At 72.0% G+C, this 13759-nt stretch carries 14 protein-coding genes; 4 read left to right on the top strand and 10 right to left on the bottom strand.

Annotated features, from left to right (window positions below):
* Window positions 1-15: 15 nt before the first annotated feature.
* Complete coding sequence (locus ABNF97_RS05870; protein ID WP_130465176.1) at window positions 16-783, top strand: endonuclease/exonuclease/phosphatase family protein; 768 nt, start codon at window positions 16-18, stop codon at window positions 781-783.
* Window positions 784-854: 71 nt separating this feature from the next.
* Here ABNF97_RS05870 and ABNF97_RS05865 read toward each other — a convergent pair whose 3' ends face one another.
* The 4 genes from ABNF97_RS05865 to ABNF97_RS05850 are packed head-to-tail and all read right to left on the bottom strand — an operon-like array spanning window position 855 to window position 5460.
* Window positions 855-1796 carry a hypothetical protein gene (locus tag ABNF97_RS05865; RefSeq protein ID WP_130465177.1) on the bottom strand — a complete coding sequence of 314 codons (942 nt, stop codon included), beginning with the start codon at window positions 1794-1796 and terminating at the stop codon, window positions 855-857.
* A 58-nt stretch (window positions 1797-1854) separates the two neighbouring features.
* Window positions 1855-3378 carry a hypothetical protein gene (locus tag ABNF97_RS05860; protein ID WP_349337884.1) on the bottom strand — a complete coding sequence of 508 codons (1524 nt, stop codon included), beginning with the start codon at window positions 3376-3378 and terminating at the stop codon, window positions 1855-1857.
* A 46-nt stretch (window positions 3379-3424) separates the two neighbouring features.
* Entirely contained in the window at window positions 3425-4582 is a 1158-nt protein-coding gene (locus ABNF97_RS05855) for a hypothetical protein (protein ID WP_349337883.1), read from the bottom strand.
* Window positions 4579-5460: a hypothetical protein gene (locus ABNF97_RS05850; protein WP_349337882.1), complete on the bottom strand. Its 882-nt coding sequence runs from the start codon at window positions 5458-5460 to the stop codon at window positions 4579-4581. Before ABNF97_RS05850 ends, ABNF97_RS05855 begins: the two co-directional genes overlap by 4 nt.
* 164 nt (window positions 5461-5624) lie before the next feature.
* Here ABNF97_RS05850 and ABNF97_RS05845 point away from each other — a divergent pair, with 164 nt between their 5' ends.
* Window positions 5625-6620, top strand: coding sequence for a fibronectin type III domain-containing protein (locus ABNF97_RS05845; RefSeq protein WP_349337881.1), 996 nt, complete (start codon window positions 5625-5627; stop codon window positions 6618-6620).
* Between the two features lie 77 nt (window positions 6621-6697).
* Here ABNF97_RS05845 and ABNF97_RS05840 read toward each other — a convergent pair whose 3' ends face one another.
* From ABNF97_RS05840 to ABNF97_RS05830, 3 genes are all read right to left on the bottom strand, one after another.
* Window positions 6698-7039 (bottom strand): MmcQ/YjbR family DNA-binding protein, encoded by a 342-nt coding sequence (locus ABNF97_RS05840; RefSeq protein WP_349337880.1) that lies wholly within the window; start codon window positions 7037-7039, stop codon window positions 6698-6700.
* Window positions 7040-7149: 110 nt separating this feature from the next.
* Window positions 7150-7986, bottom strand: coding sequence for a sugar phosphate isomerase/epimerase family protein (locus tag ABNF97_RS05835; protein WP_502930456.1), 837 nt, complete (start codon window positions 7984-7986; stop codon window positions 7150-7152).
* A gap of 48 nt (window positions 7987-8034) precedes the next feature.
* The gene (locus ABNF97_RS05830; RefSeq protein WP_130465184.1) at window positions 8035-9000 is read right to left on the bottom strand and encodes a Ppx/GppA phosphatase family protein; all 966 of its coding nucleotides are present in this window, start codon (window positions 8998-9000) and stop codon (window positions 8035-8037) included.
* 80 nt (window positions 9001-9080) lie between these two features.
* Between ABNF97_RS05830 and ABNF97_RS05825 the strand changes: the two genes are divergently transcribed.
* On the top strand, window positions 9081-9980 hold the full coding sequence (locus tag ABNF97_RS05825; protein WP_349338049.1) for a DUF3109 family protein: 900 nt from the start codon (window positions 9081-9083) through the stop codon (window positions 9978-9980).
* 18 nt (window positions 9981-9998) lie between these two features.
* Here the strand turns inward: ABNF97_RS05825 and ABNF97_RS05820 are convergent, their stop codons facing one another.
* Together ABNF97_RS05820 and ABNF97_RS05815 are read right to left on the bottom strand one after the other, a co-directional pair.
* Window positions 9999-10682, bottom strand: coding sequence for a response regulator (locus ABNF97_RS05820; protein WP_130465185.1), 684 nt, complete (start codon window positions 10680-10682; stop codon window positions 9999-10001).
* 51 nt (window positions 10683-10733) lie between these two features.
* Window positions 10734-12017, bottom strand: coding sequence for a sensor histidine kinase (locus ABNF97_RS05815; RefSeq protein WP_349337878.1), 1284 nt, complete (start codon window positions 12015-12017; stop codon window positions 10734-10736).
* Between the two features lie 218 nt (window positions 12018-12235).
* Between ABNF97_RS05815 and phoU the strand changes: the two genes are divergently transcribed.
* Complete coding sequence (gene phoU, locus ABNF97_RS05810; protein WP_349337877.1) at window positions 12236-12880, top strand: phosphate signaling complex protein PhoU; 645 nt, start codon at window positions 12236-12238, stop codon at window positions 12878-12880.
* 39 nt (window positions 12881-12919) lie between these two features.
* Here phoU and ABNF97_RS05805 read toward each other — a convergent pair whose 3' ends face one another.
* On the bottom strand, window positions 12920-13723 hold the full coding sequence (locus ABNF97_RS05805) for a phosphoglyceromutase (protein WP_349337876.1): 804 nt from the start codon (window positions 13721-13723) through the stop codon (window positions 12920-12922).
* Window positions 13724-13759 lie beyond the last annotated feature (36 nt).

The following is a 13759-nucleotide window of genomic DNA, read 5'->3' as shown; positions in this document are numbered from 1 at the left end:
ATAGACTTTCCAGCCGTGACGACCAAGGTGGACTACCCGCAGCTGGAAAAACTCGCCGACGAGGTGCGACGGGCGGAGACCGCGATCGACGCGGGGATCAACACCCTACGCGGGAGTGATTCCGGAGTACCCACCCTGAATACGACGCCGAAGATCACTGGGAACCGGTTGACGCCGTCCGTCTCGCTGTCGCCGGCGCCCACCCTGTTCGGCAACACGGAGGCGGGCTCGGCCTGCCATGGTGCCCATGGCTGGGCCAAGTCGGTCATGATTGACGTGCTGGTGGCGTTCTCGGGCACGCTCGACAGCGACCGCGACCGACTGAACATGGCCATCGCGTTGTACCGGGACGCCGACGCCAGGTCCGAGAGCCGTCTCAAGGTCGACGCTCTGCTCAAGGCGAACCGGAACCAGCTCGACGTGCTCAGCACGCACATCACCCTGAACCACGGCGACGACAAGCCGCAGCCTGGGCAGATCAACAGGCTGGGGCAGCTGTTGGGCAACGAGTCCCAGGGCAACACGGTGGTGGGCGGGGATTTCAACTCGGTGGCGAACGACGACAGCCCGTCCGCGCAGGCACTCAGAGGTTACGCCGGTCGAGGCTTCGACCTCGGGGCCAGCACCATCCACGACGGCTGGGGCGGCACCTCCGCCACCAACCGGCCCATCGACCACCTACTGCCCCGGGGCGTGGGGGCGGCCGGCGAGGCCCATCGGTTCGACCGGCAGCAGTCCGACCACGACGGGCAGCTGGTCGACGTCAGGCTGCCGAGCTGGTGAGGCGGGCCTGAAGGGCAGGCTGCCGCGGGGATCGCGCCGCCGATGTCACGGCCGCGGCCCCGCACGCCGGGTCAGCCGTCGACGTTGATCCGGACCCTGGTCGCGGAGCGCCCCTCGTCGCCCGGGCCGAGGTCGGTGACCCTGACGTTGCCGGTCGTCAGGCCATCGCCGGTACGCACGACGACGGCGTTGCCGAAGTCCTCTTTCCCGCCACCCGGGAACAGACTGTCGTCCCAGTGCCCCCGCTCCGAGGCCTTGCCGAAGTGCACCTCCCACCGCTCACCCGGCGCGGCCCGGGCGTTGAGTTCCTGCTGCAGCCGCTCCGCTCCGCTGCCGAAGATCTCCTGCAACGTCGCGACGTCGACTTTGCCGTCGATGATGCGCTGCGCCAGCTCGCCCATGTCACGCATATCGGTGCCCTGGGCCTTGTTCCAGGGGAACGGTTGGTTGCCACCGCCGCCCTGCTGGATGTTGTAGTTGAGCATCCGTAGCGCCCCGGCCGTCTGCTTGCTCCGCCGGCCCTGCAACTGGCCGTGCGCCGACTCGAAGACCCGCGCCTGGGCGTTCAGTTCCGAGTCGACCCTGGCCCGGATCTGCTTGGCCAGCGCGATCGCCTCGTTCACCTGCTTCGTCTCCTGCTCGTCGGCGGGATGGAAGGTCAGCGGGCCACCGGGCGGCTGCTCGTGGCGGATTCTGGAGAGTTTCTCCCGCTCACGGGTGAGCATCTCCTGGTTGTGGCGTAGCACCTGGGCACATTCGCCGAGTGCCCTGGCGACCTTGCCAGCCAGTTCGGCACAGTCGTCGAACTCCGCGACAAGTTTCCGGCGGTGCTGGTCGTATCGATCGGCGGTGTCACCCGTCCACGCCTCCGATCCGATCACCTGGGTGGCCGCGCTGTTCACCGTCTCAGCGGCCCAGGTCAATTGCTTGGTCTGCATGCTCCAGGCGGATCCGAGCGCATCCAGGGCGGCCGGTTGTGCCTCCAGGTCCCAAAGATTGCCGACATCACCCATTCCAGAATCCTAGACCGGCGGAATTCGCCAGCGGTACCCGGTCGCTGGCAGGTTTTCGTCACGACCACTCCTCCCGGGCATCGTCCACGCTCGGCTCGACCGGCTCCTCGTACGCCTGCGGCGGCCCGCCGTGCGTCCACGGCGTCTCCTCCCGGCTCGGGAACTCCCCCGGCGGCACGAACGAGTCCGACAGCGTCGTGTAGCAGAGCCGCTCCCCCACCTCCGGCACGCTCCCCGGCGCCGGGGTGAGCGACCGTCCCAATCCGCCCGACAGTTCCAGCACCACGTCCGTCCGGCCGGGCGCCGGGTCAGGCGTCACGAACACCACCCGGGCCCTCTGCCCCGGCCGGCTCGGCGAGTGCAGCACCGTCCCCACCGTCACCTGCACCACATCCCCGGTCGTCAGCTGGATCCGGGGCCGCAACACCCGCCGCTTCCCGCTGTCGTCGATCCGGTGCGGGTCCGCCAGCATCACCTCACCGACGAAAGCTTCCCCGGTCAGCCGGTAGTCCGCCATCACCAGCGGGTCGTCGTAGGCGCGCTGCACGGCGTACGACTGGAGGGCCCGTTCGAGCCGGTGCAGCCGCTGCGCCGCGTTGACCGCCCCGTCCCGGCGCGGCTGCGGATAGCCGCCCCCGTCGACGTAGAGGGTGAAGGTGCTGAAGACGTCCCGGTCCTCGGCCCAGCGCCCGGCCACCCGCGACCCCGCCGGCAGTTCCCGGAGCAGCGAGACGCCCCGCCACATCAGCTCCCAGGTCGGCGCCAGCTGCGACCGCAGGGCTTCTTCGAGTACGCCCCGAGCCCGCCCCCGCCGCACCTCGTCGCCGCTCGCCACCGCCTCCTGGTAGCCGGCCATGGCCGGCGCCAGTACCTCGTTGTCGAAGGTCGGATCCGTGGCCGGCCCGGCCGGCGGCCAGCGCAGCGGATCCTCGGCCATCACCGCCGCGTCGGCACCGGTCAGCCCGTCCGTCGGGTCGATCCAGGCCAGCAGCGCCGCCAGGTGGGCGTCTTCCAGCCCGGACTGCCCGGTCGCCCAGTGCAGCCCGAGCGCCTCGGTCAGCGCCAGCAGCATCCCGGAGCCGGGATGTTCGGCCCGGTCGGCCAGGAACGTCAACCACTGCCCGAGCAGCGGTACCGACGGGTGCACCGGATAGTCACCGTCGGTGCGCCGGAACCGCGTCGACCGGCCGAACAGCCGGACGAAGCCGATCCCCGCCGTGTTGGGCACCAGCATCTGCGGCGCGTCCACGAACCGGTAGCGGATTTCCTTGCCCCGGTTGACCGACACCGGCTCCGCGACACCCCGGAAGCTGTCCAGGTAGGGCAGGATCACCTCGGCCAGCTCGGCGGCGAAGCCGAACCGCTGGTCCCGGTTGCGCGGCTGCGGCACCACCAGCAGCCTCGGCGCGTCGGGATCGTCGCCGACCAGCGCGGCCAGTGGTGCGTTCGCCTCCCCGGCCATGCTCAGCGGCACGAAGACCAGCGGCCGGTCCGCCACGTGCAGGTGGCGGACCGTCGTGATCCGCTGGGCGCGCCCGGCCGCCACCGCTTCGGCCCGGGCCAGCGCGGTCAGGGTGCTCACGCCACCGTCCCGGCAACCACCGCCGTCACCGGCCCGGCCAGCAGGATCATCCGGCCGCCGCCAGCACCTCGGCGCGGAGCCGGGCGGCGTTCCGGAGCAGCGCCGCCGCCTCCTCCTGCTCCTCGGCCGGGACCAGCTCGCCCCGCGCCAGTCCGAGCACGGTCTCGACCCGCTCGATCCCGCCCAGCTCCTCCCGGGCCGCCGTGCCGAGCGCGGCGGTGCAGCCGCGCGCCTCGGCCCGGCAGAAGTAGGCCAGCTCGCAGACCGACATGCAGTCCGGGGCGTACCGGGCGTCGATGGCGTGCAGCGCGTCGACCAGCGCCTCCGGGGCCCGGGTCGGTACCCCGTCGGCGTCCGGCGCCAGGTCGAAGCTCAGGTTCGCCGGCAGGGCGGCGAGCATCGCCTCGACCCTCGTCATCCGGCCGAGCTGCCGCCGCAGCACGGCCAGCTGTTTGCGGACGTCGACAAGTACCGCGGTCGGGGAGTTGGAGAAGTCGCGCGGACAGACCAGCACCACGTCGTGCGCCACGATCTCCGGGTCGTGCCCGGCCTCCGCCAGCATCTGGCGCATCGCCAGCACGTAGACGGCCGACTGGATCGCCGCCGCCGACACCTTGCCGGGATCCGCCTGCCCGTCCAGCACCGCGAACGACTTGATCTCGACGACGTGGAACCGGCCCGCGTGTTGGAAGGCGATCAGGTCCGGTTCGAGGTAGACCCGCTGGCCGGCCACCTCCAGGGCGAGCAGCGGATGGTCGAAGAGCGTGCCGGCGTCGTCCTCCCCGGCGGCGGCCCGCAGCAGCAGGGCCCGGGAACGGGCGTACCGGACCTCGGGGGTTTCCTTCTCCCGCCCGGTCACCGTCGCCAGGTCGTCGTAGGCTACCTCGGGGATCGGCAGCCCGAGCCGTTCCCGGAGCAGTTTCACCAGCTCGGCAGCGCCACTTGCCAACACCTGCGCCTCGAACGCGTTGCCCCGGGCGATGGCGAACCCGGACTGCCCGAACCGGGCCGGAAAGTCGACGTACGCCGCCAGCCGCTGCTTGTCCACCCCGGCCGTGTCGAGTACGGCCCGCCGGGCACAGCCGGGGTTGCGGGTCAGCGCGGCGATGGTCCGGGCGTTGTGCCGTTTCGGCTGCACACCGCCGCGGATCGCGGCCAGCCGCTCGGCGGTGCTCCTGCTGGTGCCCATGCTGATGCTCGTCATGCCGTCTTCCCCTGGAGCGTCCGCAGCGTACTGCCGAAGAGTTGTTGCACGTCGTCGAGGTGCCGGCGGGCCCGGTCGGCCGCCGCCTTCCGCTGTGCCCGGTCGGCCTCGGCATGCACCGCGCGTTCGGCCTCGGCCGCCCGGATCACCGTCTGGGGATCCACTGTGTCATGGCGATCAAGTGTTCCCGGTGATCCGGTCGCGCCGGGGATGTTGGTGGCGAACCGCCACAACAGTTTGCTGACCGGGGCGCTGCCGTCCGGCATCGTGCCGGCCCGGCGGGCGATCCGGACGGCGGCGGTCAGGAAGTCGACCCGGGGGCTGAGCGGGCCGACGACCCGCCGTTCCAGCGGCCAGGTGGAGACCGCGATCAGGCCGCGCGCCGGTGCCAGGTGCGCGGCGGTCAGCGCGGCGCAGAGATGGTACGGCCGGGCGTACGGCGCTGTCTCGAACGAGCGCTTCTCGTCCCGCCGCAGGTGGGTGAGGCGGTTCGCGGCCAGGCTCGGTGCCGACGGGCCGAAGAACGCCGCGTGCACCTCGGCGATCAGCCTCGGCGCGGCCGGTACGCAGAGCAGGGTCAGCGCATGATGCACCTGCTCACGCACCGGCACCAGCGACCCGGCCGGGGCCAGCGACCCGACCTGGGCCAGCGACCCGGCCGGGGCCAGCGACCCGGCCGGGGCCGGCGACTCAGCCGCCGGCTCGGCGCCCAACTCCTCGGCGAGGTCGGTGACGGCCTGCTCCCAGGCGTGTTCGGCGGCCCGCAGCTCGGCCCGCAGCGCCCGGGTCCGGGCGGTGTCCCGGGCCGCCACCGTGCGGCGGATCTCGGCCCGCAGGGCGTCGATCCGGCGCTCGACCATGTCCACCGACTCCGCCACGCTGGCAGCGTACGAGTTCCACTCTTTTCCAGCAATCACCAGCATTCCGGCGCGTCGCCCCCTGCGTCTCTTCGCTACGCCGCCAACCGGACGCCGAACAGCGATACGATGCCACAATCGGCGTTTATCGATGGATGCCCTTCGTGGCGCCCGGGAGGCACCGCATGACGACCCGCACCGGTCCGCGCACCGTGCTCAGCGCGCTGGCCACCGCCGGGATCATCGCCGCCGCCGCGCCGGCCCTCGCGGCGCCACCCGACACCATCCCACCCAGCACCCCCGGCACGCCCGTCGCCACCCAGATCACCGAGACCTCGGCCCTGCTCACCTGGCGGCCGTCCACCGACGACACCGGGGTCACCGAGTACGAGATCTGGTACCTGCGCGGCGGCGGCAACGGCTTCTACACCAACACCGGTGTCCCGTCGTACCGGCTCACCGGGTTGACGCCCGACACGGCGTACACCTGGATGGTGCGTGCCTCCGACGGCCGCAACCAGAGCGGATTCTCCGCGCCGGTGACCTTCCGGACCGACCCGGCGCCGCCGGACGCGGAACCACCCGGCCCGCCCGGCACCCCGGTGGTCTCGGACGTCACCGCCAGCACGGTCACGCTGGCCTGGGCGGCGTCCACCGACAACGCCTCGGCACCGACCTATCAGTTGTGGTCGGGCATCGAGGGCACCGGCAGCACACCGCTGGTCGGCGGCCTGCCCGGGACCTCGACCCGGGTGACCAGGCTGATCCCCGACCTGCACTACGACTTCCATCTGGTCGCCCGGGACGTCTCCGGCAACGTCTCGGCACCGTCACCGGCCACCAGGGCGCGCACCGCCGCGGATCCCACCGCATCGTGCCGGGCCGGCTATCGACCGGGCACCGCCGGCCAGCCCTCCGCCGTGCTGGTGACCAACACCGGCCGCACGGCGCTGTCGGCCTGGTCGGTCCGGTTCAGTTTCCCCGACGACCGGCGGATCGGGTACGCCTCGCACGCCTGGGCGCAGCACGGTCGGGACGTGGTGGTCTGGTGGTCGGGTTGGGCCGACCAGTTCAGCGTGGGCGAGACGGAGGACGTGACACTGACCCTCGCCACACCCGGCACCCCGGACGTCCCGCCCAGCGGCGTGACCCTGAACGGCGCCTCCTGCACCGGGACCTGACGCCGACGGTCCACCCCGGGCATGGTCCCGGCGGCGTGCCGGCGGTCGGCACACCGTGTCCCGACCGGTGGCGCCGATCAGCCGCCCAGCCGCTGCCGGGCCAGGAACTTGGGAACCACCATCCGCCACGCCTCGGTGACCAGCTCGGTCATCTGGTCGTGGTCGAGTCGGGCCAGGTGGCAGCAGACCCAGTTGAAGCGCAGATCCGATCTGCCGGGCAGGAAGTACAGCTCGGGGTCGCTGGCGACCAGGGCCTCCCGTTCCTCCTTCGGAAAGCCGAAACCCATCGTCGTCTCGTCCCGGGAGAAGGCAACGTAGACGATCGGACCGACCCGGAACTTCACCCGGTCCCGGATCAGGTGCTCGCTGCTGCGCGGCAGTGTTCGGGCCAGCACCCGCACGTCGGCTACGGTCACCACCGGGCGAGCGTAACGACGGGTACCGACAACCGGCTCGGTACGGCATCCGGCACCAGGCCGAGACGGCGTCGGCCGCCGGTCCGGGGGGCGAATCTCCAGCGGGCGTACCTTCAGCGGGCGTCGACCCGGGTCGGCGCGGCCAGGTGCTGGCGGGCGAACTCCAGCGCCGCCCGCAGGTCGCTCTCCCGGTCGGCGCGGCTGCGGGCCCGCCGGGTGGAGACCTCCACCGCGACCGAGCCGGTGAAGCCACGCCCGGCGAGCGAGGTCAGCAGTTCGGCGCAGGGCTGGGTGCCCCGGCCGGGCACCAGGTGCTCGTCCCGGCCCTCGCCGGTGCCGTCCCCGAGGTGTACGTGCGCCAGCCCGGCCCCCATCTTGTCGGCCAACTCCAGTGCGTCGCTGTGCGAGGCCGCACAGTGCGACACGTCCAGGGTGTAGGCGGGGTAGCCGGTGTCGGTCGGGTTCCACCCCGGCGTGTAGGGCACGAACGCCCGGCCGGCCATCCGGACCGGGAACATGTTCTCCACCGCGAACCGGATCCCCGGATGGTCGTCGCCGAGCGTGGCCACGCCGTCGACGAACGAGCGGGCGTACTCCCGCTGCCAGGTGAAGGGCGGGTGCACCACCACCGTCGGCGCCCCGAGGGTCTCGGCCAGTACCGCCGATCGGCGCAGCCGCTCCCACGGGTCGGAACTCCAGACCCGCTGGGTGACCAGCAGACAGGGCGAGTGCACCGAGAGCACCGGCACGCCGTAGTGCCGGGCCAGGCCGCGCAGCGCTCCGGCGTCCTGGCTCACCGCGTCGGTCCAGACCATCACCTCGACACCGTCGTAGCCGAGCGTCGCCGCCATCTCGAAGGCGGCTGCGGTCGGCTCGGGGAAGACCGAGGAACTGGACAGCAGTACGCGGGTGGTCACGCTCTCAGCGTAGCCCGACCCGGCACCCGCCATCCGAGCGCGGATCGGGCAGACACACACAACAACGGATGAAACCGCAGGTCAGATCGGCTCTCGAGCCCTCGGCGCCGGATCCAGCAGGTCGAGCCGGCGCAGGATCACACCCTCCCGGAGTGCCCACGGGCAGATGTCCAGGTTCTCCACCCCGAGCCGGCACATCGCCGCCGAGGCCACGATCGCCCCGGCCAACAACTGGTGCGCCCGGCGCGGGTCGACCCCTTCGAGTTCGGACAGCTTGCTCGGCGGGATGTGCCGGATGAAGCCGATCACCTGCCGCAGTCCGGTCTGGGAGAGGCTGCGCGGTGCCCATAGCCCGTCCGACGACGGCGCCGCGCCGGCCAGCCGGGCCAGGCTCCGAAACGTCTTGCTGGTCGCGGCGACCCGGTCCCAGCCGACCCCGACGGTGCCCTCGACAACGGTGTCCAGCATCTCCTCGACGTACGTCGTCAGGCCGGCCACCGCCGACGCCGACGGGGTGCGGTCACTCTCCGGCCCCACGTCCAGCCACTCCCGGGTGAGCCGGCCGGCGCCCAGCGGCAGCGACCGGGCGAACTCCGGCTCCTCGTCGATCCCGGCCGCCATCTCCAGCGAGCCACCGCCGATGTCCAGCACCAGCAGCCGACCGGCGGACCAGCCGAACCACCGGCGTACGGCGAGGAAGGTCAGCCGGGCCTCGTCGGCGCCGGAGAGCACCTGGAGGAGTACCCCGGTCTCGGCCCGGACCCGGGACAGCACCTCCGACGCGTTGGTGGCGTCCCGGACCGCGGAGGTCGCGAAGGCCAGCAGGTCGTCGACGGCCAGCCGGTCCGCGGCCAGCTTCGCCTCGTACACCGCCTCGACCAGGGCGTCCGCCGCGGCGACCGGCAGCTCTCCGTCCCGGCCGATCTGCTCGGCGAGCCGGATCACCGCCTTCTCCGAGTGTGCGGGCCACGGATGCGCGCCGTGGTGCGCGTCCACGACCAGCAGGTGCACGGTGTTGGAACCGACATCAAGCACACCGAGTCGCATGGGAAAGACCCTAGACGCAGGTCGAGGGCGGATAGCGGGCGTAGGCTGGCCGGGTGGCAGCAGCACGTGACCAGCTCCGGATCCTGGTGGACGACCCCGCCGACCCCCGCAGCCGGGAGGTTCCGCTCGACTTTCCCCGGGAGTGGCTCGAGTTCGCCGACCCGGCCGACCCCGAGCACCTGATCCGGGCCGACCTGACCTGGCTGCTCTCCCGCTGGACCTGCGTCTTCGGCCAGACCTGCCACGGCATCATCGCCGGCCGGGCCGCCGACGGCTGCTGCTCGCACGGCGCCTTCTTCACCGACGCCGACGACGAGAAGCGGGTCCGGTCGGCGGTCAAGCGGCTCAGCCCGCAGACCTGGCAGCACTATCGGCGGGGCTTCAAGAACTACACCGAGCTGGATTCGGTGGACGGCGAGACCCCGGCCCGGCGTACGGCGACCCGCGGCGAAGACACGCCGTGCGTGTTCCTCAACGACGCCGACTTCCCCGGCGGGGGCGGCTGCGCCCTGCACGCCCAGGCGCTGCGTGACGGCGTACACCCGCTGGAATACAAGCCGGACGTCTGCTGGCAACTGCCGGTACGCCGGGACCAGGACTGGACCAAGCGCCCGGACGGGACGAAGGTGCTGGTCAGCACGCTTGGCGAGTTCGACCGGCGCGGCTGGGGTGCGGGCGGGCACGACCTCGACTGGTGGTGCACCTCGTCGCCGGAGGCGCACGTCGGCGCCGAGCCGATGTACCTGTCGTACTCCCCCGAGCTGATCGCGCTGATCGGCAAGCCGGCGTACGCGAAACTGGCCGAACTCTGCGCCGAGCGGGAACGGCGTGGCCTGGTGGCGACGCACCCGGCGACCGCCGGGGCCGACCCGGTGCTGGACCGTCCCGAGGAGGGTGGCCGGGAGCCGGCCAGCCCGAGGGCGGTCGCCGCCGGACGCCGGCCGGCGGCCCAGCGCAGGCCGCGCGGCCCGTCCCGCTGACCGACGGAGGCCGCCGGGCTACGGCTCGAACTTGTAGCCCAGACCCCGGACGGTGACGATGAAGCGCGGCGCCGACGGCTCCGGCTCGACCTTCGAGCGCAGTCGCTTCACATGTACGTCGAGGGTCTTGGTGTCGCCGACGTAGTCCGCGCCCCAGACCCGGTCGATCAGCTGTCCCCGGGTGAGCACCCGCCCGGCGTTGCGGAGCAGGAGTTCCAGCAGTTCGAACTCCTTGAGCGGAAGCTGCACCGGGGAGCCGTCGACGGTGACCACGTGCCGTTCGACGTCCATCCGGACCGGGCCGGCGGCCAGGGTCGGGGTACCCGGCTCCGCGGTCTCGTTGCCGCGCCGCCGCAGTACCGCCCGGACCCGGGCGACCAGTTCGCGCGGCGAGTACGGCTTGGTCACGTAGTCGTCGGCGCCGATCTCCAGCCCGACCACCTTGTCGATCTCGCTGTCCCGGGCGGTGACCATGATGATCGGCACCTGGGACCGTTGCCGGAGCTGCCGGCACACCTCGGTGCCGGACATCTCCGGCAGCATCAGGTCGAGCAGCACGATGTCCGCACCGGTGCGGTCGAACTCGGTCAGCGCCGCCGTGCCGGTCGCCGCCGTCGAGACCTCGAACCCTTCCTTTCGCAGCAGGTAGGAGAGCGCGTCGGAGAACGACTCCTCATCCTCGACCACGAGTACGCGGGCCACGGACTTCCTCTCTGGTGTAGGTCCGCTCGGAACTGTCCGAGGGAACTCGGGCTATCCGAAGGAACCGGTCTCGATCCCAACTGTCGGGGCTGGCGGCAGGAAGGCGTCCGGTGGACGCGCGGGAAGCCGGAGGGTGAACGTCGAGCCACCGCCGAGCGTGCTGGACACCTCGACCCGTCCGCCGTGGTTGGTGGCGATGTGCTTGACGATCGCCAGGCCGAGGCCGGTCCCGCCGGTCTGCCGTGACCGGGCCTGGTCTGCCCGGTAGAACCGCTCGAAGATCCGGTCGACGTCGTCCGGGGCGATCCCGATGCCCTGGTCGGTGACGGCAATCTCGACGTGTTCGTCGGTGCTCCGGCTCGCCACCGTGACCCTGGTCCGCTCCGCCGAGTAGGCGATCGCGTTCTCCACCAGGTTGCTGACCGCGGTGGCGATCTGGCCGTCGCTGCCGTAGACGGTCAGCTCCCGTTCGCCCTCGACCACGACGGTGATCTTCCGGGCGGTGGCGGCGGTGCGGGTCCGGTCCAGCACCTCGGCCGTGACCCAGTCCAGCGCGACCGGCTCCGGCGCCGGCAGCGGCTCCGCGCCCTGCAACCGGGTGAGTTCGAGCAGCTCGTTGACGAGCTTACCGAGCCGGGTCGACTCGTGCTGGATCCGCTCGGCGAACCGGCGGGCCGCCGCCATGTCCCCGGGGGGATCGATCGTCCCCTCTCCGGCGGTCTGGTCGGTGGCGTCCAACAGCGCCTCGGCGAGCAACTGCAACGCCCCGATCGGGGTCTTCAGCTCGTGGCTGACGTTGGCCACGAAGTCCCGGCGGACCCGGGCGACCCGGTGCGACTCGGTCACGTCCGCGGCCTCGACCGCGATGTAGCCGGACCCCAGACCCATCGCCCGCAGGTGCACGCCGAGCGGGTCGGACATGCCGCCCTCGCGGCCCCGGGTCAGGTCCAGCTCGACCTCGCGGCGCACGCCGGTGCGCCGCACCTGGCCGGCCAGGGTACGGATGATCGGGTGCGCGGCGACCGTGCCGGGGGCACTGCCGACCCGGAGCAGTCCCATCGCCCGGGCGGCCGGGTTCACCAGGACCGGGACGTCGTGGGCGTCGAGGACCACCACCCCCACCCGGAGCGAGTCGAGGCTCCTGCGGCCGAGTCCCGGCAGCCCGCCTGCCTGCTCGTCGGTGCCTATCGCCGGCCTCCTGTCGCTGCGTGCCGCGCCTCGTCCGGTCGCGGTGCGTCCGGCCGGAAACCATCCGGCGACCCGGTGGCGGAGCGGGCCGAGGAACAGGCCGAGACCGAGCCCGACCAGCACGCCCGCGACCGCCCCCCATTCCACGCGGCGATCGTAGGGTCATCGTCAACCTATCGACCAGGCAAAATCGGGCGAATCACGCCGGCGCCCGGGAATGTTCACCCGCCGGCCCGGTGCCGTTCACCGATGTTCACCTCGGCGCCGCCGGATCGACCTACCGTTGGCCGGACCGACGCCCCTACCGCCGGCAGGGCCGGACCCGGCACTGCCGGCGGTACCGCCACCTTCAACAGGACGTGATCATGCGCGAGGAATTCCGGATCGACCTGAACATCGTGAGCCAGCTGCTGGTTGACATGGCCGAGGCGATCCGGGTCGCCATGCGGCAGGCCACCCGGGCACTGCTCACCGCCGACCGGACGGCCGCCGAGGGTGTGATCGAGCGGGACGCGGAGATCGACTCCCTCTACCGGCAGGTCGAGGAGCGGGTCTGCGACCTGCTGGCCCGGCAGGCGCCGGTCGCCTCCGACCTGCGCACCCTGGTCACCGCCCTGCACGTCGCGGCGGATCTGGAGCGGATGGGCGACCTCGCCGACCACGTCGCCAAGACGGCCGTACGCCGGCACCCGTCGCCCGCCGTACCGGCCGAACTCCGTCCGGTCTTCACCGAGATGGCGACGGTGGCGGACCGGATCGCCGACAAGATCGCGCACGTGCTCTCCGAGCCCGACGCCGATCTCGCCGCCGAACTGGACTCCGACGACGACGCCATGGACGACCTGCACCGGCAGCTCTTCGCGGTGCTGCTCGCCGACGACTGGCCGTACGGGGTGGAGACCGCCATCGACGCGACCCTGCTCGGCCGCTTCTACGAGCGGTACGCCGACCACGCGGTGAACGCCGGCCGCCGGGTCGTCTACCTGGTCACCGGCGAAACCCAGGTGTGAGTCCCGGTCGCCCTCTGGCGGACGACAGGGACTCACACTTCAGCGGCCCTGGTTGGCGACGGCGGCGGCGGCCTCCTTGGCCGCCTCGGGGTCGAGGTAGGCTCCGCCGGTCACCAGTGGGCGCATCGACCGGTCGAGGTCGTAGCGCAGCGGGATCCCGGTCGGGATGTTCAGCTTGGCGATCGCCTCGTCGGAGATGCCGTCCAGGTGCTTGACCAGCGCCCGCAGCGAGTTGCCGTGCGCGGCGACCAGCACCGTCCGGCCGGCCAGGATGTCCGGCACGATCGAGTCGAACCAGTACGGCAGCATCCGGTCGACGACGTCCTTCAGGCACTCCGTCTTCGGCATCAGCTCGGGCGGGAGCAGGGCGTAGCGCGGGTCGCCGGCCTGGGACCACTCGTCACCGTCGGCGATCGGCGGCGGCGGGGTGTCGTACGACCGGCGCCAGAGCATGAACTGCTCCTCGCCGTACTCGGCCAGGGTCTGCTTCTTGTCCTTGCCCTGGAGCGCGCCGTAGTGCCGCTCGTTGAGCCGCCACGAGCGGCGTACCGCGATCCAGTGCCGGTCGGCGGCGTCCAGCGCCAGCTCGGCGGTACGGATCGCCCGGCGGAGCACGCTGGTGTGCAGCACGTCGGGCAGCAGGTTGTGCTTGCGCAGCAGTTCGCCGCCGCGCCGGGCCTCGCTCTCACCCTTGGCCGTGAGGTCCACGTCGACCCAGCCGGTGAAGAGGTTCTTGGCGTTCCAGTCGCTCTCGCCGTGCCGGAGCAGCACCAACGTACCCACTGCGGCGCCCTCGCCCGCCACCGTGGCCTCCTCCGGCCGATCACTCGTGCTCGCAGTCATGGACCTCATCCTGCCGGACCTGCCGAACCGGCACGC

The organism is Plantactinospora sp. B6F1 (assembly GCF_040120695.1).
In the GTDB taxonomy this organism is placed as follows: domain Bacteria; phylum Actinomycetota; class Actinomycetes; order Mycobacteriales; family Micromonosporaceae; genus Plantactinospora.
Note: the sequence above shows the minus strand (reverse complement) of the source record. Positions and strands in the feature narration are given on the sequence as shown.